This window comes from Nocardiopsis synnemataformans, from assembly GCF_965343085.1.
Taxonomy (GTDB): Bacteria; Actinomycetota; Actinomycetes; order Streptosporangiales; family Streptosporangiaceae; genus Nocardiopsis; species Nocardiopsis alborubida.
This window is the reverse complement of record NZ_CBDRFA010000061.1, coordinates 20630-40790: the sequence shown is the minus strand read 5'-3', so window position 1 is coordinate 40790 and position 20161 is coordinate 20630. Positions and strand designations below refer to the sequence as shown.

Genomic DNA, 20161 nt, shown 5'->3' with positions numbered 1-20161 from the left:
TTACTGGGTCCAAATAAACCCCCGGAACGGATCGGAAAAAGAATGTTACCGAACTCGAAAAGGCTGGCGAAATGGCGGACGCTGGCTTATAATAAGAAGCATGGAGATGATGTGCGAAGCACCCAGTGTGAGCCCCCGGGACTGTTCCCCGGCCGTGGCCGCGCTGGCCGGTGCGCGCACCATTATCGAGGAAGCGTGGAACGGGGAAATCCCGCCCGGGGTGGACGAAGCAGCCGCCGAGGAGATCGCCGCGCTGTGGGCCGAAACGGAACGAATCCGCTTTGACGCCTTGGTGCGCATGGCCCGTCTGTACGCGCGGGGTGAGGTGTCCCGCTACAGCGGCTACACCACCTTGGACAAGTGGCTGGTACACCACGGCAAGATGCCTACCGGCCAGGCCAAGGATTTGGCTCGTCTGGCCCAGCACGTGCACGAGGAGACGTTGCCGGCCACGGTTCAGGCTGTGGGCGAGGGCACGGTGGCTTTGGGGGAGGCGGTCGCGATCGCCAAGGCCACCGACAAAGCCGTCCAGGCCCGGGATGAGGACCACTTTCCGGACGCGGTGGAGTACCGGCAGGGGTTTGAGTCGGCGTTGGTGGCCGCCAAGCAGGAGCGGCCCGCGTTGTCGGTCAACCAACTCCAGTCGGTGGCCCGCCAGGTCGCTTATCGGTTGGACCCGCACCGCCTGGACCGCGATCACGAGGCCGCCCACGCCGGGCGTGGTCTGGTCGTGCATGACACGTTCCAGGGCAGCTACCAGTTGCAGGCCTGGGGCGGGGTCGGGGACGCGTTGATCGTGCGCGCGGCCATCGACACCTTCACCACCCCGCCCTGTGATGAGGACACCCGGTCCCGGTCCCAGCGTGAGCATGACGCGCTCATCGCGGCGCTGCGGTATGCGACCACCCACACCGGGTGCGACAACGCTCCCGCTCCGCTGGCGCAGATCCGCATCCTGGTGCCGGTGCACACCTACCTGAACGCCGAAGGCCAGGAGGTCCCAGCATTGGACGAGCACGGCCGGGTGATCCCGGCCGGGGTGGTGCACGAGCTCTCCGCAGATGCGGAGGTGGTGCGGATGCTCACCGCACCGCCCACGGGGCGGGTGCTGGACGTGGCCCCCAGCCGCCGGTTGGCCTCAGCCCGACAGCGCACGGCAGCTTTCCATGGGCATGTCACGTGTGCGCATCCGGGCGGGTGCGAGGTGCCGGTGGCCTGGTGCCAGGCCGACCACGTCACCTCCTTCTCGCGGGGAGGGCGCACCGAGGTAGCGAACCTGCAACCGTTGTGCGGCCCGCACAACCGGGCCAAGTACCAACGCGAAAAACGAGAACACCACCAGGCCCGCAACGGGCGAGAAGGCCACAAGGGCCACCGCGAACGAGGACACCCTCCCGACCAGCGCCCGCCGCCCCGGGAGTAACACCCCGGACCACACTCCACCGCCACGCGTCACGGGACAGACCCCCGGACCCGGCAGGGGGTTGGCACCCGTGCGCGCCACTGCGGTGTCCGACACCCCACCAGCGAGCTGGGCGTTGAGCGGGGCCCTCAGGCGCCCGCTCGCCGTTGGTGCCGACGTCGCATACCTTCACCATCAGCGAGCTGGGCGTTGCCCGCCGCGTCAGGACCCGCTCGCCGTTGGTGCCGACGTCGCATACCTTCACCATCAGCGAGCTGGGCGTTGAGCGGGCCCCTCAGGCATCCGCTGCCGTTGGCGCCGACGCAGGAGCGGGCAACCACGCGCGAACAGCAAGCGTTGACCGCCCTCCCGGAGCCGCGCCCGCTGTTGGTGCTCTGGACCTCTCAACCTCAGCAGGCGTTACCCGCTCACGTCACCTACCGGCCGGTGCGGCGCGCGGGGGAGTGACGGCGCTCATAAGCATGGGTGGCGTGGGCCTCCCGGGCGGAACCCGGCCCGACCGCGACCCCGGCGGCCGGGACCCCCGGGGCAAACCGGGTATCCCCTTCCCCGCAGGGCTTCCGCGTCCCCCACGCGCGGCGGCCCGACGCCCCCTCGGTCCCGCCTCGTCCCTGTTCGGCGGGGGATGGGGGGATCAATAATGAAAACGGTTGTCATATGCTTCTCTGGTCCGCCGAGGCGTCCGCGCGCCGCGGCGGCCTCCCCGCCCCCGACCCGGAAGAACCGCCGTGCACCTGCGCAAGATCCCTCCCGGCGCCTGCCTGGCCGCCGCCTCCGCCCTCCTGCTGACCGCCTGCTTCCCCTCCGGCGGCGACACCACCGCCTCCGCCGGGGAGGAGGGGCGTATCGCGGTGGCGATGATGCTGCCGCCCAGGTCGGCCCTGTCCCCGCTCACCGACGACGCCTTCAAGCTCTCCCGCTGGAGCACCGCCGAGACCCTCGTCGTCCTGGACGAGGTCGGCGACCCCCAGCCTGGCCTGGCCACCGAGTGGACCCAGGTCGACGACACCACCTGGACCTTCACCATCCGCGACGGGGTCACCTTCCACGACGGCACGGAGCTGACCGCCGACGTGGCCGCCCACTCCCTGGAGTACGCCGCGCAGGCCTCGCCCAAGCCGCGCATCCTCGACGGCGTCGAACTCGGGATCGAGGCCGAGGGCGACACCGTCACCGTCACCACCGCCGAGGCCGACCCGCTCGTCCCCCAGCGCCTGTCCTCGCCGCAGTTGTCGATCCTGGCCGAGAGCGCCTACGAGGGAGACACGGTCAGCCCGGTCGGCACCGGTTCGGGCCCCTTCGAACTGGTCGAGGTCAACGGCACCACCTCCGCGAGCCTGGACCGCTACGACGGCTACTGGGGCGAGACGGCCCTGGCTCCGGGCATCGACGTCAGCTTCGTGCCCGACGGCACCGCCCGCGCCGCCGCCCTGCGCACCGGCGAGGCCGACATCGTGGAGTCCGTGCCCACGTCCCAGGCCGCCCTGCTGGACCAGGAGCTCATCACCGAGGTGCCGATGCCGCGCACCAACACCCTCTACCTCAACACCCAGGACGGGCCCTTCACCGATCCCGGCCTGCGCGCCGCCGCACGCGAGGCCGTCGACCGCCAGGAGCTGGTGGACGGCGTCTACGAGGAGCGCGCGGACGTGGCCGAGGGCCTCCTGGGCCCCGCGCTGCCCTGGGCCGCCGACCGCCCCGAACGCTCGGGGGCCACCGAGGCCGTCGACCCCGACGGCGCCGTCATCACCCTGGCCACCTTCACCGACCGCGCCGAGCTGCCCGAGGTCGCCACCGTCCTGGAGCAGCAGCTGGAGGACGCCGGGTTCGAGGTCGAGCAGGTCGTGCGCGAGTACGCCAACATCGAGGAGGACGCCCTCAACGGCGAGTTCGACGCGTTCGTCCTCTCCCGCGCCACCGTCCTGGACTCCGGCGACCCCGCCGCCTACATGACGAGCGACTTCTCCTGCGACGGCTCCTTCAACATCGCCCAGCTGTGCGACGAGGAGGTGGACGCGGCGCTGGAGGAGGCCGAGCGGACCCCGGCCGGCGAGGAGCGGCGCGCCGCGATCCTGGAGGCCGAGGCGGCCGTGCTGGCCACCGACGCCGCCATCCCCATGCTGCACGAGCGCGTCATCCAGGGCGACGCCGCCAACGTCGTGGACTCGGCCAAGGACCCGCGCGAGCGCCTGCTCGTCACCCCGCTGACCCGGCTGAGCTGATGGACGCCGCCGCCCCCGCCCGCACCGGCGCCCGCGGGGCCGGGTGGCTCCTGCCCCTGGTCTCCCGCGTCGCCGCCCTGGTCATGGTCACGGTCGTCGTCGGACTCCTGCCCTGGCTGTCCGGGCGCGACCCCGCCCTGTCGGTGCTGCGCGCCCGATCGGCCGAGCAGGCGCCCACGCCCGAGGTGCTCGACGCCATCCGCGAGGACCTCGGCCTGGCCGACGGCCCCGCGGTGACGCTCGCCCGCTGGTTCGGCGGCGTCCTCCAGGGCGACCTCGGCCGCTCCTGGGTCTCCGACGCGCCCGTGCTGCCCTCGGTCGTCTCGGCCATGGGCGTGTCCCTGACGGTCATGGGCGCCGCGCTCGCCGTGGCCCTGCTCGTCGCGGCCGCGCTGTGCGCCCCCGCTCTGGTGCGCGGGGCGCGCGGCACCCCGCGCCCGGGCGGGTCGGGCAGCGGGGCCGCCGCCGCGATGCTCACGGCCCTGCCCGAGTTCCTCGTCGCCGTCCTGCTCATGGTCTCGCTCTCGGTGTGGCTGGGCTGGCTGCCGCCCTACGGCTGGCAGGGACCGGTGAACCTCGTGCTCCCGGCCCTGGCGCTGGGCCTGCCCGCGGGCGGACTGCTGGGACGGCTGCTCGACGACGCGCTGCCCGCCGTCCTCACCGAGCGCTGGGTGGGGCTGTGGACGGCCTCGGGCTGCTCCCCGGCCGCCATCGCCGCCGCGGCCCTGCGCCGGGCCACCCCCGCCCTCATCCCCCAGTTCGCCATGGTCGTCGTCGGCCTGACCGGCGGCGCCGTCGCGGTCGAGACCGTCTTCGCCGTCCCCGGGATCGGCCGCACCGCCCTGGGCGCCGCCCAGTCCCAGGACCTGCCGCTGCTCCAGGGTTCCGTGCTCGGCCTGGTGCTGCTCGGCACCGCGGCCGGGATCGCCGCCCAGGCCGCGCGCCGCCTCCTGCTGGGCCCGGGCCTGCACGACGCGGCCCTGACCCTGCCTCCGTCGCCCACGGCCCCCGCTGGAGCCGTGCGCCGCGCGGTGCCCGCGGTGTGCGCGGCGCTGATCCTGGCGGTGTGCCTGTGGGGCCTGACCCGCGACGCCATGACCGTCGAGGTGGCCCAGCGCCTCGCCGCGCCCTCCTGGGACCACCCCCTGGGCACCGACGCGGTCGGCCGCGACGTCCTGGCCCGGCTCGGGCACGGCGCCCTGGCCACCGTGGGCACCGCGGCGCTGGTGTGCCTGGCCAGCCTGGCCGTCGCGCTGCTGGTCGGGTTCGCCCCGGCGCTGTCGGCGGGCGCCTCGGAGATGGCCAACGCCCTGCCCCCGGTGATCGCCGGAATCCTGGTGGCCGCCATCGCCGGGCCCGGACCCCTCGGCGCCGCCGTGGCCGTGGCCCTGGTCTCCTGGCCCCCGCTCGCCGCGCACACCTCCGCGCTGGTCCAGGAGACGCGCGCGGCCGCCTACCTGACCGCGCAGCGGGCCCTGGGCGCCGACTCCCGCTGGATCCTGGTCCGGCACGTCCTGCCCGCGGTCCTGGGGCCGGTGACCCGCCACGCCGTGCTGCGCCTGCCGGGCATCGCGCTGGCCATCGCCTCGCTCGGCTTCCTCGGACTGGGCTCGCAGCCGCCCTCGGCCGAGTGGGGCCTGAGCCTGTCGGAGTCCCTGGCCTACGTGGAGCGCGCGCCCCTGGCGGCCCTGGCCCCGGCCGCCATGCTCCTGCTGCTGGCCGCGTTCGCCGTCTCCTCGTCCACGCTTCCCCGGGGCGCGTGGACGCCCTCGCGGCGCCGGACGTTGCGTTCCGCCTCGGTCGCACCACCCCAAGGAGCCCTGACGTGACGATCGGCGACAAGGAAGCGACGACGAGCGGGCGCGGCCTTCCGTTCCCGGACGGCGGGGTGCCCGAGACCGGGGAAGCGGTGAGCGGTGAGGCCCTGCTGTCGGTGCGCGACCTGCGGGTCACCCTGCCCGGACGGCGAGGTGGCGGGGTCCGCGCCGTGCGCGGGCTCGCCTTCGACGTGCGCCCCGGCGAGGTGCTCGCGCTCGTGGGGGAGTCGGGGGCGGGGAAGTCGGTCACCGCACGCGCCGTCCTGGGCATGGCGCCCTCCGGCGCCTCCGTCACCGGAAGCGTCCGCCTGGACGGGCAGGAACTGGTCGGCGCCCCGCCCGCGGCACTGCGGCCCCTGCGCGGGCGGCGGATGTCCCTGGTGCCCCAGGACGCGCTCGCGGTGCTCAGCCCCGTGCACACCGTGGGCGCCCAGCTCGTGCGCGCCCTGCGCTCCGTGCGCCGGATGAGCCGTGCCTCGGCGTGGGAGCGGGCCGTGGCCGCCCTGGACCGGGTCGGCATCCCCGACGCGGCCCGGCGCGCGCACGCCTACCCGCACGAGTTCTCCGGCGGCATGCGCCAGCGGGCGGTCATCGCGATGGCCACGGTCAACGAACCCGCCCTGGTGTTCGCCGACGAGCCCACGACCGCGCTCGACCCCAGGATGCAGGCCCGGACGCTGGAACTGCTGTGCGGGCTGCGGGAGCGGACCGGTACCGCGGTCGTCCTGGTCACCCACGACCTGGGCGTCGTCGGCGGCTACGCCGACCGGGTGGTGGTCGTCTACGCCGGGCGCCACGTCGAGTCGGGCCCGGTGGGGCCGGTCCTGACCCGGCCCCGCGCCCCCTACACCGCGGGCCTGGTCGCCGCGCTGCCCCGGCCCGGGGCCGAAGACCGCCGCCTCCCCGCCATCGCCGGAACGCCCCCCTCGCCGGAGGCGCTGCCCGGCGGCTGCGCCTTCGCGCCCCGCTGTCCGCTGGCCGAGGACCGGTGCCACGCCGAGGAGCCCTCACCCGTGACGGCGGGGGAGTCGGGCAGGCTGGTGTCCTGCCACCGCTGGCAGGACCTGCCCGATCCGGCGTCCTCCCTGTTCACGGACACCGCGCACACACCACGAGGAAGGACGGCATGACCACCCCACCGCTGCTGAGCGTGCGCGACCTGGTGGTGCGCTATCCGGGCCGCACCCGGCGGGCCGCCCCGGTGACGGCCGTCGACGGGATCTCCTTCGACATCCACGCGGGGGAGACGCTCGCCCTGGTCGGGGAGTCGGGGTGCGGCAAGTCCAGCACCGCCGCCGCCGTGATCGGACTGCGGCGTCCCCAAGCCGGAACGGTGCGCTTCGAGGGCCGGGAGCTGACCGCCATGGGCGAGAGGGAACTGCGCGCCCTGCGCCCCGCGCTCCAGCCGGTCTTCCAGGACCCCTACGGCTCGCTCAGCCCGCGCCTGCGCGTGCGCGACGCCGTCGCCGAACCCCTGCGCATCCACGGCCGCTGGGACCGCGCGACCGGCCCCGCCCGGGTGGCGGAGCTGCTGGAGAAGGTCGGTCTGGACCCCGCGCACGGCGACCGGCTGCCGCACGAGCTCTCCGGCGGGCAGTGCCAGCGCGTGGGGATCGCCCGCGCGCTGGCCTGTGAGCCGCGGCTGCTGGTCCTGGACGAGCCGGTGTCCGCCCTGGACTCCTCGGTGCGCGCCGGGGTGCTCAACCTGCTCACCGGCCTCCAGGACGAACTGGGACTGGGCTACCTGTTCATCTGCCACGACCTGGCGCTCGTCGGGCACGTCGCGCACCGCGCGGCGGTCATGCGCGAGGGGCGGCTGGTGGAGACCGGTCCCGCCCGCCAGGTCTGCTCCGAGCCCGCCGACCCCTACACCCGCGAACTGGTGGAGGCCGTTCCCGCCTTCCCCGGCACCTCCCGGGACCGGCCGCTGCCGAGCGCCTCGTGAGCCCGGAACGGCCTCCCCGCGGGCGCGGAAACGGACACAGGAGCGGAAGCGGGAACAGGAGCGGGAACGGGAACGTCCTGTCCCGGACCACCGCGCGCGGGGCCGCGGCGCTGCGCGACGTGTGCGGCCTGCCCGCGCTGCCCCTGCTGCTGGTCGGCTCGCAGTTCGCGTTCAACGTCGGCTTCTTCGCGGTCCTGCCCTACCTCGCCGACCACCTCGGCGGCGCCCTGGGCCTGGCCGGATGGCTGGTCGGCCTCGTGCTGGGCCTGCGCACCTTCAGCCAGCAGGGCCTGTTCGTGGTGGGCGGCACGCTCACCGACCGGTTCGGGGCGCGCCCGGTGGTGCTGGCGGGCTGCGTGCTGCGCGTGGCCGGGTTCTGCTGGCTCGGCTTCGCACAGGGCACCGGATCGGTCATCGCCTCGGTCCTGCTCATCGGCTTCGCCGCCGCGCTGTTCTCCCCGGCGGTGGAGACCGAGATCGTGCGCCAGGCGGTGCGGCACGAGCGGCGGACCGGTGAACCCCGCACCCGGATGCTCGCCCTGTTCTCCGTCGCGGGACAGGCGGGAACCCTCGTCGGTCCGCCGCTGGGCGCCCTGCTGCTGCTCGGCGGCTTCCGCGCCGCATGCCTGGCCGGGGCAGCGGTCTTCGCCGCCGTGCTGGCCGGGCACCTGCGGCTGATGCCCCGCACCGCGCCGGACGCGCCCGCGGCGGTCGAACGGGGGACGCCGCACCTGAGGGAGGGGCTGCGCCTGCTGCTGGGCAACCGCCGGTTCCTGGCGCTGAGCCTGGCCTACAGCGGCTACCTGCTGGCCTACAACCAGCTCTACCTGGCCCTGCCCGCGGAGGTGGAGCGGGCGACCGGCTCCCAGACGGCGCTGGGCTGGCTGCTGGCCTGGGCGTCGCTGCTCTACATCGTCACGCAGATGCCCGTGCTGCGCTGGGCCGCCGCCCGTCTGACGCGGCGCGCGACGCTGGTGTGGGGGCTGGTGCTGATCTGCCTGGGCTTCGCCGGGGCCGCCGCGTCGATGCCGGTCGGCGCGCTGGGCGGGCTTGTGCCCTCCGCGGTGTTCGTCACCGCGCTGACCCTGGGCCAGGTGCTCATCGTGCCCACGGTGCGGGCATGGATCCCCGACCTGGTCGAGGACCGCCACCTGGGCCTGTTCACGGGTGCGCTGTCCTCGCTGTCGGGGCTGGTGGTGCTCCTGGGCAGCGTGCCCGCGGGGGCGCTGCTGGACCTGGGCGGGCCGCTTCCCTGGCTCCTGCTCGCCCTGGTGCCGCTCGCCGGAGCGGCGCTGGTCCCCGGCCGGAGCCGCCCCTGATCCGGGCCGCGCAGGATTGCCGGACCGGACTGCGCGGGGGCGGCACCGCCCTCACCACGGCGGGGTTTCGTCCGAGGGTTCACGGCGGTCGTTCCGCCACCGGCGCGGCCCGCCACGAGCGGGCGTGCGCGCCGGCGCAGGTGATGGATCCCTCCCCCGCGAGGTTTCGCTGCGCACCGGGGGAGGGTAAGCGTTTTCCGGGCCGAGGGGCAAGGGCTGCCGCACGCGTCCGCTCCGAGGCGGCGCCCAGGCCGCCCCCGGTGGCCCTTCGTGCTCGGGCGTGCGACTTCGGTGGCAGCCATGGTGAGAGGGGCTGTCGGAGCGGCGGTGTGGTCCACCAGGTGGTCCATGGATGTGAACCGTTGACACACATGTGAACACAGTGCTAAAAACTGACCATCATAGTCCTTGGATAGCGCTTACCAAACCATTTCGAGCCGTTCCTCCCCTGTGTTCCCACGCACACGTCCGTGCCCGCGTCCCCCCGGACGGCCGGGCGCGGACACCCCCGCCGAAGCCACAGCCGCCACCGGCGCGAGCCGGAAGCCGAAGGGAAACACCACCATGCGCGTACCCCCGGGCCGAGGGCGCCGACACGGCCGCCGCGGCGCCGCCCTGTCCGCGACCGCCGCGGCCGCGGCGACGGTCCTGCTCGCCTCCGCCTGCTCGGGCTCCGACGACGGCACCGTGGAGCTGCGCTTCTCCTGGTGGGGCTCCAACGAGCGCCAGGCCACCATGCTCCAGGTCATCGAGAACTTCGAGGCCGACAACCCCGACATCCGGATCACGGCGGAGACCACCGACTGGTCCGCGTACTGGGACCGCCTGGCCACCACCACCGCGGCCAACGACTCCCCCGACATCCTCATGCAGGAGGAGCGTTACCTGCGCGAGTACGCCGACCGCGGCGCCCTGATGGACCTGTCCGAGGCCGAGGGCCTGGACCTGTCGCTGATCGACCCGCTGGTCGCCGAGAGCGGCCAACTGGACGGGCAGACCTTCGGCGCGGCCAGCGGCGTCAACGCCTACTCCGTCCACGCCGACCCCGAGGCCTTCGCCGCCGCGGGGGTGGAGATGCCCGACGACGACACCTGGACCTGGGCGGACTACGTCGAGATCGCCGGACAGATCAGCGAGGGCAGCGGTGGCGAGTTCGTCGGCGCCCAGAGCATGAGCTACAACGAGGCGGGTTTCCAGGTCTTCGCCCGCCAGCACGGGGAGGCGCTCTACAGCGAGGACGGCGGCCTCGGCTTCTCCCAGGAGACCCTGGAGGCCTGGTTCGAGATCACCCAGGACCTGCTGGAGAACGGCGGCCAGCCCAGCGCGGCCCGGAGCGTGGAGATCCAGGCGGGCGGCATCGACCAGTCGGTCGTGGCCACAGGAGAGGGCGCCATGGCGCACTTCTGGAGCAACCAGCTCGGCAACGTGGTCGAGGCCTCCGGGCGCGAGATCCAGCTCCTGCGCTACCCGGGCGAGACCGAGTTCGACCGGACCGGCCTGTTCTTCAAACCGGCCATGTTCTACTCGATCTCCGCGGGCTCCGAGCATCCGGAGGAGGCGGCCCGCTTCGTCGACTACATGCTCAACGACCCGGCGGCGTCCGAGCTGCTCCTGGCCGACCTGGGCCTGCCCGCCAACACCGAGGTCCGCGAGGCCATCCTCGACGACCTGCCCGAGTCCGACGCCCGCATGGCCGAGTTCATGGGCGAGATCGAGGGCACGATCGTGGACGGCAACCCGCCCGCGCCGATCGGTGCGGGCCAGGTCGTGGACATCAGCAGCCGCGTCAGCGACGGGCTCGCCTTCGGCGACCTCACCCCGGCCGAGGCCGCCGAGCAGTTCATGACCGAGGTCGAGGCGGCCATCGAGACCTCCTGAGCCGCCCGGCGCGGCGTCCGGTGTGGGTGAGACCCACACCGGACGCCACCCGGGGGGCAGGGAGGCCCGGAACCACGCCTGCGAACGCGCACGGCCACGCCCGCACACGCACGCGCCCGCATGCACAGGCATTCGCCCGCATGCACACGCGCCCGCATGCACGCACATGCACGCAAACCCCCACACGCGCCCGCACGACAGCACACACGCACCCGCACGACCACGAGCAAAGGACGTCCATGACCCCGCCCGCCGGAGCGGCCACGCAGGACCGCGTCACCAGCGTCACGATCTCCTCGGTCACCCTTCCCCTGGACACGCCCATCAGCGACGCCAAGGTCCTCACCGGGCGCCAGCGCCCGATGACCGAGGTCGCGATGCTCTTCGCCGAGATCACCACCGAGGCCGGTCACGAGGGCGTCGGGTTCGGCTACTCCAAGCGGGCGGGCGGCCCCGGGCAGTTCGCCCACGCCCGGGAGGTGGCCTCCGTCCTGCTGGGGGAGGACCCCAGCGACACGGGCAGGATCTGGGACAAGCTCGTCTGGGCGGGCGCCTCGGTGGGCCGCAGCGGGCTGGCCACCCAGGCGATCGCACCCCTCGACATCGCCCTGTGGGACCTCAAGGCCAAGCGGGCGGGCCTGCCGCTGGCCAAGCTCCTGGGCAGCTACCGCGACTCGGTGCGCTGCTACAACACCTCGGGCGGCTTCCTCCACGCGCCCGTCGAGGAGGTCATGGAGAGGTCGGCCGCGGCGGTGGCCGACGGCATCGGCGGCATCAAGCTCAAGGTCGGCCACCCCGACAGCGCCACGGACCTGGCCCGGGTCGCGGCGGTGCGCGAGCACCTCGGCGACGGCGTGCCGCTGATGGTCGACGCCAACCAGCAGTGGTCGCGCGCCGACGCCCAGCGCATGTGCCGGGCCTTCGAGGACTTCGGGCTGGTCTGGATCGAGGAACCGCTGGACGCCCACGACTTCGAGGGCCACGGGCGCCTGGCCGCGACGTTCGACACCGCCATCGCCACCGGTGAGATGCTCACCAGCGTCGCCGAGCACGCCGAGCTGATCCGGCACGGGGGCGCGGACATCATCCAGCCCGACGCGCCCCGGATCGGCGGCATCACGCAGTTCCTCCAGGTCATGGCGATGGCCGACCGGCGCCACCTCCAGCTGGCCCCGCACTTCGCGATGGAGGTCCACATCCACCTGGCCGCGGCCTACCGGCACGAGCCCTGGGTGGAGCACTTCGAGTGGCTCGACCCCCTCTTCAACGAGCACCTGGAGATCTCGGGCGGGCGCATGCACCTCTCCGGCCGGCCCGGCCTGGGGGTGAGCCTGAGCGATCAGGCGCGCGCGTGGACGGTCGACACCTACCAGGTCAAGGCCTGACCGCTGCGCCGTCCGGCCGGGGCCGCGGCGCAGTCCGGGCCTGACCGCGCCGCCGTCCGAGCCGGAACCCGCGCGGTCGGCCCGGCCCCGGCCCGGCCCGCGGCGAAGCCGGGCGCGGACCCTCCGGAGCCGTGGCCGACGAGGAACGCGGACGCCGCGGGCCCGGCTCAGGAGCCCCCGCGCCGGGCGACGGCCTCCTCCAGCAGCCGCACGGCCGTGCCCGCGCCGTCCTCGGCGCGCACCCGTTCGCCCAGGACACGCGCCCGTTCGGCGAGAGCGGGGTCGCCGACCGCGCGGGCCAGGGCCGAGGCCAGGGCGTCCACGGTCAGGCGCTGGCCCCGCAGCGGGGTGACGGCGGCCCCGGCCGCGTGGGTCCGCTGCGCCCAGAACGGCTGGTCGCCCCAGAAGGGGCACCCGACCTGCGGTCTGCCCGCGGCGAGCGCGGCGCCGGTGGTCCCGGCGCCGCCGTGGTGCACGACCGCCGAGCACCGCGGGAACAGCCGCTCGTGCGGGGCCCCGTCGATGACCAGCACGTCGTCCCCACCGGCTCCGGCGGTGATGCCGCCCCGGCCCGAGGCGACGACCGCGCGCACCCCGGCCCGGCGCACGGCCTCGCCCACCACGCGCCCGGTGGCCGCGGGGTCGGCGGTGGGCAGGCTGCTGAACCCGACGAACACCGGCGGCCTCCCGGCGTCCAGGAACGCCTCCAGTTCCGGGGAGGGCCGCCACCGCGTGTCCGGCGGCGGGAACCAGAAGCCGGTGGTGCGCACCCGCGGCGGATAGTGCGTACGCGGCGGGAGCAGGTGGCGGCTGAACGCCTGGAGCACGGTGGAGGGGCTCCCGTCCGGCTGGTGCAGCGGGTCGTGGTGCCCGGCCCTTCGGGGCAGGCCCAGCCCGTCCCGGAACTCCTCGGCCACCGCGCGCTGTCCGCGCAGGGTCAGGGCGGTCAGCCGGTAGGTCAGCGGGTTGAGCGCCGCGGGCGCCCACCGCGGCCAGGGCACGCCGGGGGCGGGGAAGGCGCGGGTGGGCACCCAGGAGGGCTGGAGGGCCACCGGGACGGAGGGCACGCCCAGGCGTTCGGCGATGTGCCCTCCCGGCATGCCGGGGATGTGCACGACCACGTCCGCGTCCTCGTCGGCGAGCAGGGCCATGTCGTCGTGGACCCTGCGCATGAGCGGGGTGATCCTGCGCAGCAGGGCGGCGGCGTGCACGGCGCCGCGCAGCCCCCGCAGCCCGGTTTCCATCACGCCGTTCAGCTCGGGATCGCCCATGAGGGCGTTGGGGCCGTCGTCCACCGGGCGGTAGGCGACGCCGTACTCGGCGGCCAGAGGGGCGGCGGACGCGGGGCCCGCGACCACGCCGGTGTGCCCGGCCGCGCCCAGGGCCCTGGCCAGGGCCAGGAAGGGCTGGACGTCTCCGCGGGTGCCGTGGGTGAGCAGGAGGGCGTGCACGCCGGTCATTCCTTCCGGGGGGTGAGACCCCGCGCGACGATGTCGATCAGCAGGTCGAGGGTCTGGTGGTAGTGCTCCGGTGCCGCCAGCCGGTCGGCGTTCACGGGCAGGAGCAGGACGGCCTGGAGGACGCCGACGATGGCGGCCGGGTGGGCGTCCACCAGTTCGCCCGTTGCGCGCCGGGCGTCCACGAACGCGCCCAGCGCGACGGCGGGGTTGTCGGGGGAGGAGGCGGCCCGGGACGGGGCGACCCTGCGCGCGACCGCGTCCATCTCCTCGGGGTGGGTCACGAGCCGTCCGTACAGGGGGTTGCTGGTCAGCTCGTCCAGACTGGCGCGCAGGAACCGCCGCAGTCCCTCGCGGGTGTCGTCGGTGCTGGTCAGGGCCTCGTCGATGACGCGCTCCCTGACCTCGGCCATCTGGCGCAGCATCAGCTCCAGGTAGAGGGCCTCCTTGGAGTCGAAGAAGGCGTAGAAGCTGCTCTTGGCGATACCGGCGGGCGCGACCAGCTCCTCCAGGGAGGTCTTGCGCAGCCCCCGGGTGGTGAACAGGGCGCGTCCGGACTCCAGCAGCAGGTCGGTGATGCGTTCCTTCTCCTGCGCGGAGAACGCGGGTGGCACGGTGGTTCCTCCCTCGGTCGGCGGTGTTCGCGGGCGGCGCCCGCGAACGGTGGTTCCCGGTCAGCGTGCGGCGGCCGGTGCGCGCCCGTCCTGCCCGCCGCGCCGGTGGCCGGTCAGGGACAGGGGGAGCGAACGCCAGCGTGCCACGGCGACCACGACCGCGGTGACCAGCGCCATGGCCAGGCCCAGGGGGAGCACGGTGGCCAGCCCGTCCGCGCCGGAGTTGGCGACGGTCCAGGCGATCTTGACGACCAGGCCGCCGTTGACGACGACCAGGCCCCAGCCCAGGGAGCGGTACCAGAACGCCGCGCACAGCGAGCCGAGCAGTGCGGGCACCAGCGGCAGGGTGGCCCAGGTGACCCAGGTGGGGTCCGTGAACAGTTCCCTCTCCATCTCCAGCACCCCGGCCATGGCCGGGTCGATCTCCTCGGGCGCGGGGAACCAGAAGAAGCTGGTGAGCATGGCCACCATGGTCAGCGCCAGCGGCACGGGCCTGCGCGTCCAGCAGAAGTAGGCGATGGGCAGGAAGAACAGCGGTCGGACGTACCAGCTCAGCGGGTTGAGGTGGCGCGGCCAGGCCCAGGAGAGGAAGTCGGTGAGCAGGTCCATGGGGGTTCCGTTCGATGATTGCTTGGAACCATGAAAACACTTTGGATTTTTGTTTTCAAGAGGGCGGGAGCGGGCGCCGCGACCTCCGCGCCGGGGCCGGGAACAGTTCGGCCGCGACCGAAGTGTCGGCCTCCTAGAGTCCCGGTCATGACCACCGACCAGCGAACGGACCCGGGGCACGCCGTCCCGGCCGCGCCTCTCGCCCACCGCACCATCCGACCGCGCATCCTCTACTTCGGCACCCCCGTGGTGCTGATCTCCACCGTCAACGACGACGGCACCCCCAACCTCGCCCCGATCTCCTCGGCCTGGGCCCTGGGGTACCTGCTGGTACTGGGACTGGGGGCCACCGGGCAGACCGCGCGCAACCTGGCGGCGCGCCCCGAACTCGTGGCCAGCTTCCCCGCCGCCGAGGACTGGGCGAGCGTCGAGCGGCTGGCACCCCTGACCGGGCGCGATCCCGTGCCCCCGGGCAAGCCGCCGGGCTGCCGCTTCGAGGCCGACAAGTTCGCCGCCGCGGGCCTGACCCCGCAGGAGTCACAGCGGGTCGCGCCGCCCCGCGTGGCCGAGTGCCCGTTGCAGCTGGAGGCCCGCGCGGTGCGCGTGGACGCCGACGCCTCGGGTGAGCTCACCGTGGTCCAGGCCGAGGTGCTGCGGGTGCACGCGGACGAGCGCCTGGTGGTGCCCGGCACCGACCACGTCGACCCCGCGCGCTGGAACCCGATGATCTACAGCTTCCGCCACTACTTCGGGTTGGGGCGGCAGTACGGGCACTCCCACCGCTCGGAGACGCCCGGCTCCTGAGTGGACGGCTGCCGACGGCCACGGGGGTGTCAGCCGACCGGCCCGGCCGGGCCCGCGCTCAGTCCAGGTCGGACATGTCGAGCACGAAGCGGTGGCGGACGTCGTTGCGCTCCGGGCGTTCGAGGGCCGTGTTCACCTGGGACGACGGCAGCAGTTCGATGTCGGCAGGGAACGGCTCTTCGACGCGGTCTTCTTCGCCTCGCCGGAGCGCATCACCAACGTCGCCCCCATCGACGCCGAGGACCTGGCCGACTGGGCCGTGCGCCTCTACGACGAGTACCTCGCCCGCCCCGCACCCGGCGCCACTACCCCCGGAGTCCCCCGAGGCCACGGCCGACGCGGACGCAGGCCAGGGCGCCCGCGACCACCCCGACGGCGGTGAGGACGAGGCCCGCCAGCGCGACCCCGACCACGGCTCCGCGCCCGACTCCGGATCCCGGACCGACCACGATCACGACCGCGCTCCCTCCCCTGCCACCGCCACCGCCCTCGCGTCCGACTGGCGCGACCGGCTGCTGGCCTGCGCCCGCGGGGCCCGCGCGCTGGCGCACCGGTACCCGCGGACGTTCCCCCTGCTGCTGGACCGGCCCGCCGAACTCCCGGAGGCGATGCGGGTCGTGGACGCGCTCTACGCGGCGCTGCTGGACGCGGGTGTGCCGGACGCGCGGGTGGCGGCCCTGGAGCGGATGATCAGCACGTTCGTCCTGGGCTTCGCGGTCTCGGAGGTCAACGGCCGCTTCGGGGAGGGCAACCTCGGCACGCGCGGGCGCCGCGAGCTGGCGGACTCCCGGCAGGTGCCCGCGCACCACCGGCTCGGCGAGGTGCTGGACCGCCCGGTCGACTGGGACGCCGAGTTCGAGGAGGGGCTGGGCCGACTGCTGGAGGTGGTCGAGAGGTCGGCGGGAGAACGCGCGGACGACGCCCCCGGGCGCGCGGGTGACACGGGGCGGGGAGCACGGTAGAACAGCACGAGCGCCCCGAGCGCCGGAGCCCGCCCGGCCGAGAACCCTGACGCCGGGGAGTCCGGCGCGTCACCCGGAGCTCCGCCGCACACGACCGCGGGGGAGCGGGGCGGTACCGACGAACGAGGAGCACGATCCTTGACCGACAACCCGTTCCTGTCCCCGAGCGAGCTTCCCTACCGGCTCCCCGACTTCGCGGCCATCCGCGAGGAGCACTTCCTGCCCGCCTTCGACAAGGGCGTGGCCGAGCACCTCGCCGAGGTGGACGCGATCGTCCGCGACCCGCGGCCCCCGACCTTCGACAACACCATCGCGGCGCTGGAGCGCTCCGGCGCGCTCCTGGCCAGGGTGGAGACCGTCCTGCACACCCTGGCCGGTTCCGACGCCACCGACGGCATCGAGGAGATCGAGCGGGAGGTCGCCCCCAGGGCCGCGCAGCACAGGGACGCCGTCTCGCTGAACCGGGACCTGTGGGAGCGCGTTCGGCAGGTCACCACCTCCGACCCGCAGGAGGCCTGGCTGCTGGAGCGGTACCGCCTCGACTTCGTCAAGGCGGGCGCCGACCTGGACGACGACCAGCAGGCCCGGCTGCGCGAGCTCAACACCGAACTCGCCGGGCTGAGCACCGAGTTCTCCCGCAACGTGGTCCGGGCCACCCGCGAGGCCTCCCTCGTCACCGGCGACGTCTCCGACCTCGACGGCCTGGACGAGGCGCACATCAGCGCGATCGAGCGGGACGGGAAGTACGTCCTGCCCCTGCTCAACACCACCGTGCAGCCCGCGCTGGCCCAACTCACCGACCGCGCCACCCGCGAGCGTCTCTACACCCTGAGCGCCGAGCGCGCCCCCGAGAACCTCGACATCGCCGCGCGCACGGCCGTCCTGCGCGCCGAGCGGGCCGCGCTGCTCGGCTACCCCGACCACGCGGCCTACACCGTCGCCGACCAGACCGCCAGGACCGTCGACGCGGTCGAGGAACGGCTCGGCCAACTGGTCGGGCCCGCCCGGCGCAACGTCGAGAAGGAGGCCCGTGCCCTGGCCGAGCACGCCGGGCACGACATCGAGCCCTGGGACTGGCCCTTCTACGCCGAGCAGGTGCGCAGGGAGCGCTACGACTTCGACGACAGCGTCCTGCGCCCCTACTTCGAGCTGGGCAGGGTGGTCGAGGACGGCGTCTTCCACGCCGCGACGCTGCTGTACGGGATCACCTTCGCCGAGCGGGCCGACCTGCGGGGCTACCACGAGGACGTGCGGGTGTGGGAGGTGTTCGACCGGGACGGCTCGCCCCTGGGGCTGTTCCTGCTGGACCCCTACGCCAGGCCGATCAAGCGCGGCGGCGCGTGGATGCACAACCTGGTCGACCAGTCCTTCCTGCTGGACGAGCGGCCGGTGGTGGTGAACAACCTCAACATCACCAAGCCCGCCTCGGGCCCCACCCTGCTCACCTTCGACGAGGTCGAGACGGCCTTCCACGAGTTCGGCCACGCCCTGCACGGGCTGCTGTCGGCCGTGCGGTTCCCGCGCGTGCAGGGCACGAGCGTGCCGCGCGACTTCGTGGAGTTCCCCTCCCAGGTCAACGAGATGTGGGCGACCTGGCCGGAGGTCCTGGCCCACTACGCCCGCCACCACGAGACCGGTGAGCCGGTGCCCGCGGAACTCGTGGAGCGCCTGACGGCCGCCCGCCAGTTCAACCAGGGCTTCGCGACCTTCGAGTACCTGGCCGCGGCGCTCCTGGACTGGTCGTGGCACCGCCTGGCCCCGGGCGAGGCCGTGGAGGACCCCGCCTCCTTCGAGGCGCGCGCCCTGGAAGCGGCGGGAGCCCTGCACCCCCTGGTCCGCCCGCGCTACCGGTCCGCGTACTTCATGCACGTGTTCGCCAACGGCTACAGCGCGGGCTACTACTCCTACGTGTGGAGCGAGGTCCTGGACGCCGAGAGCGTGGAGTGGTTCACCGAGAACGGCGGCCTCACCAGGGAGGGCGGGGACCGCTTCCGGGAGAGGGTGCTGTCCGTGGGCGGCGGCGTGGACCCCATGGAGGCGGTCCGCGACTTCCTGGGTCGCGAGCCCCGGATGGAGCCCCTGCTGGCCCGCCGCGGGCTGGCCTGACCCGGGCCCGGGCGCACCGGGAAGCGGTGTGCCCGGGCAGCGGCCGTTCGCGCCCCGCGCGGCCGCTCTGGGGGCGGGTCCTACCCCTCGTCCTCCTCCTCGCGGATCAGCTTCCCGTAGGCCTCGGCGTCGAGCAGCGCGTCCACCGCTTCCGGGTCCGCGGGCCTGACCAGGAAGAGCCAGCAGTCGTAGGGGTCGTCGTTGACCTGTTCGGGCTCCTCCGCGAGTTCGGTGTTGACCTCGGTGACCTCACCCCTGAACGGCGCGTAGAACTCCGACACGGCCTTGACCGACTCCACCGTTCCCACCGCCTCCTCCGCGTCGACCCGCGCTCCGACCTCGGGCAGCTCCAGGAAGACCACGTCGCCCAGCTGCCGCTGGGCGTAGTCGGTCAGCCCGACGGCGACCGTGCCGCCGGACTCGCGGCGGACCCATTCGTGGGACGTGGTGTAGAGCAGGTCGCCCGGGATGCTGGCCATGGCAGAACCCTTCGTGTCTTGACGTGTGCCAAGCGCGATCCCCCCTGGTGGGAGACCGGCAAGGCCAGTGTGCTGGACCGGCGGGCGCCCAGGGGCGCCTTTGACGCAACCGGTGGAGGGGTGTCGGCCCGGCGGTCCCCGGCACACGCCAAAGGCGCGGCGCGGGCGGACTCCCGAGCCGGGTTCGTCTGTTTCGTCTGGTTCGTCCGGCCGGGGTGCGCGGGAGCCCGGGAGCCCTGGGGGAGGGGCGGCCGTCCGCGAGCGGTGTACTGGGCGGTAACCTCGTTGCCGGTCACACCGAACACACGGGAAGGCGTCCGTTGAGCGAGGAACTGTCCGTCCGCCTCGACGGCCACGTCGCCGTCCTGGAGATCCACCGGCCGCCCAACAACCACTTCGACCACGTCGTCCTCAAGGAACTGGCGGACACCGCCGAGGAGCTGGTCGCCACCGGGGACCGCCGCGCCCTCGTGGTGTGCTCGGAGGGAAAGAACTTCTGCGCCGGGGTGGACTTCGCGGCGGGCGGGGTCGGCGACACCCCGGTCCGCACCCTCGGCGCCATCTACGGCGAGGCGCTGCGCCTGTTCTCCCTGCCGGTGCCCGTGGTCGCCGCCGTCCAGGGCGCGGCGGTGGGCGGGGGCCTGGGCCTGGCCTGCGCGGCGGACTTCCGGGTGGCCGCGCCCTCCACCCGCTTCCACGCCAACTTCGGACTCCTGGGCCTGCACCAGGGCTTCGGGCTGAGCGTGTCCCTGCCCGCGATCGTCGGTCGCCAGAAGGCCGCCGACATGTTCTACAGCGCCCGCCGGGTGACCGGCACCGAGGCCCACGCCATCGGCCTGGCCGACCTGCTGGCGGACGAGGACACCCTGCGGCGGGCGGCAGTGGACCACGCCCACCGCATCGCCGCCTCCGCCCCGCTGGCCGTGCGCTCGATGAAGGCCACGCTCCGCGCCGACCTGCTCGCCGCGCTGCCCGCCGCCCTGGACCGGGAGATCGTGGAGCAGAACAAGCAGCTCGGCACCAAGGACCACGAGGCCGGGGTCAGCGCCTCCCTCGCCCGGGTCTGGCCCGCCTTCACCGGCGAGTAGCCGACTTCGGATTTCCGGCCCCACGGCGGCCGCCGGTCAGTACACTGATCGCT

At 74.0% G+C, this 20161-nt stretch carries 16 protein-coding genes and 1 pseudogene; 13 read left to right on the top strand and 4 right to left on the bottom strand.

Going from position 1 to position 20161, the window contains the following annotated elements; all coding sequences use genetic code 11:
- Nucleotides 1-109 precede the first annotated feature (109 nt).
- From ACSIH6_RS28385 to ACSIH6_RS28350, 8 genes are all read left to right on the top strand, one after another.
- Nucleotides 110-1423 (top strand): HNH endonuclease signature motif containing protein, encoded by a 1314-nt coding sequence (locus tag ACSIH6_RS28385; RefSeq protein WP_435111410.1) that lies wholly within the window; start codon nucleotides 110-112, stop codon nucleotides 1421-1423.
- Nucleotides 1424-2151: 728 nt separating this feature from the next.
- On the top strand, nucleotides 2152-3645 hold the full coding sequence (locus ACSIH6_RS28380) for an ABC transporter substrate-binding protein (RefSeq protein WP_435111400.1): 1494 nt from the start codon (nucleotides 2152-2154) through the stop codon (nucleotides 3643-3645).
- The gene (locus ACSIH6_RS28375; protein ID WP_435111399.1) at nucleotides 3645-5474 is read left to right on the top strand and encodes an ABC transporter permease subunit; all 1830 of its coding nucleotides are present in this window, start codon (nucleotides 3645-3647) and stop codon (nucleotides 5472-5474) included. The genes ACSIH6_RS28380 and ACSIH6_RS28375 overlap by 1 nt, the downstream gene beginning before the upstream one ends.
- Nucleotides 5475-5554: 80 nt before the next feature.
- A complete protein-coding gene (locus ACSIH6_RS28370; RefSeq protein ID WP_435111409.1) occupies nucleotides 5555-6592 on the top strand; it encodes an ABC transporter ATP-binding protein in 1038 nt (345 codons plus the stop codon).
- Entirely contained in the window at nucleotides 6589-7407 is an 819-nt protein-coding gene (locus ACSIH6_RS28365) for an ATP-binding cassette domain-containing protein (RefSeq protein ID WP_435111398.1), read from the top strand. The genes ACSIH6_RS28370 and ACSIH6_RS28365 overlap by 4 nt, the downstream gene beginning before the upstream one ends.
- Before the next feature lie 119 nt (nucleotides 7408-7526).
- Nucleotides 7527-8726 (top strand): MFS transporter, encoded by a 1200-nt coding sequence (locus ACSIH6_RS28360; protein ID WP_435111397.1) that lies wholly within the window; start codon nucleotides 7527-7529, stop codon nucleotides 8724-8726.
- Between the two features lie 564 nt (nucleotides 8727-9290).
- Complete coding sequence (locus tag ACSIH6_RS28355; RefSeq protein ID WP_435111396.1) at nucleotides 9291-10604, top strand: ABC transporter substrate-binding protein; 1314 nt, start codon at nucleotides 9291-9293, stop codon at nucleotides 10602-10604.
- Nucleotides 10605-10843: 239 nt separating this feature from the next.
- Nucleotides 10844-11989: an L-talarate/galactarate dehydratase gene (locus ACSIH6_RS28350; RefSeq protein WP_435111395.1), complete on the top strand. Its 1146-nt coding sequence runs from the start codon at nucleotides 10844-10846 to the stop codon at nucleotides 11987-11989.
- Nucleotides 11990-12156: 167 nt separating this feature from the next.
- Here ACSIH6_RS28350 and ACSIH6_RS28345 read toward each other — a convergent pair whose 3' ends face one another.
- From ACSIH6_RS28345 to ACSIH6_RS28335, 3 genes are read right to left on the bottom strand one after another with little or no spacing between them, the layout of a single operon-like run.
- A complete protein-coding gene (locus ACSIH6_RS28345) occupies nucleotides 12157-13449 on the bottom strand; it encodes a nucleotide disphospho-sugar-binding domain-containing protein (RefSeq protein WP_435111394.1) in 1293 nt (430 codons plus the stop codon).
- Nucleotides 13446-14060, bottom strand: coding sequence for a TetR/AcrR family transcriptional regulator (locus ACSIH6_RS28340; RefSeq protein WP_435111393.1), 615 nt, complete (start codon nucleotides 14058-14060; stop codon nucleotides 13446-13448). The genes ACSIH6_RS28345 and ACSIH6_RS28340 overlap by 4 nt, the downstream gene beginning before the upstream one ends.
- A 60-nt stretch (nucleotides 14061-14120) precedes the next feature.
- Nucleotides 14121-14669, bottom strand: a complete 549-nt coding sequence (locus ACSIH6_RS28335) for a hypothetical protein (RefSeq protein WP_435111392.1) — start codon at nucleotides 14667-14669, stop codon at nucleotides 14121-14123.
- Nucleotides 14670-14816: 147 nt separating this feature from the next.
- Here ACSIH6_RS28335 and ACSIH6_RS28330 point away from each other — a divergent pair, with 147 nt between their 5' ends.
- From ACSIH6_RS28330 to ACSIH6_RS28315, 4 genes and pseudogenes are all read left to right on the top strand, one after another.
- Nucleotides 14817-15473: a flavin reductase family protein gene (locus tag ACSIH6_RS28330; RefSeq protein ID WP_435111391.1), complete on the top strand. Its 657-nt coding sequence runs from the start codon at nucleotides 14817-14819 to the stop codon at nucleotides 15471-15473.
- Nucleotides 15474-15564: 91 nt separating this feature from the next.
- A complete protein-coding gene (locus tag ACSIH6_RS28325; RefSeq protein WP_435111412.1) occupies nucleotides 15565-15855 on the top strand; it encodes a hypothetical protein in 291 nt (96 codons plus the stop codon).
- A 127-nt stretch (nucleotides 15856-15982) separates the two neighbouring features.
- Nucleotides 15983-16435 (top strand): annotated as a pseudogene (locus ACSIH6_RS28320) (TetR/AcrR family transcriptional regulator C-terminal domain-containing protein); the annotation flags it as partial.
- Nucleotides 16436-16573: 138 nt separating this feature from the next.
- Nucleotides 16574-18541 carry a M3 family metallopeptidase gene (locus ACSIH6_RS28315; RefSeq protein WP_435111390.1) on the top strand — a complete coding sequence of 656 codons (1968 nt, stop codon included), beginning with the start codon at nucleotides 16574-16576 and terminating at the stop codon, nucleotides 18539-18541.
- Nucleotides 18542-18621: 80 nt separating this feature from the next.
- Here the strand turns inward: ACSIH6_RS28315 and gcvH are convergent, their stop codons facing one another.
- Complete coding sequence (gene gcvH, locus ACSIH6_RS28310) at nucleotides 18622-19020, bottom strand: glycine cleavage system protein GcvH (RefSeq protein ID WP_435111389.1); 399 nt, start codon at nucleotides 19018-19020, stop codon at nucleotides 18622-18624.
- Between the two features lie 320 nt (nucleotides 19021-19340).
- On the opposite strand from gcvH, the gene ACSIH6_RS28305 reads away from it, so the two are divergent.
- Complete coding sequence (locus ACSIH6_RS28305) at nucleotides 19341-20108, top strand: enoyl-CoA hydratase/isomerase family protein (RefSeq protein ID WP_435111388.1); 768 nt, start codon at nucleotides 19341-19343, stop codon at nucleotides 20106-20108.
- Nucleotides 20109-20161: the final 53 nt, after the last annotated feature.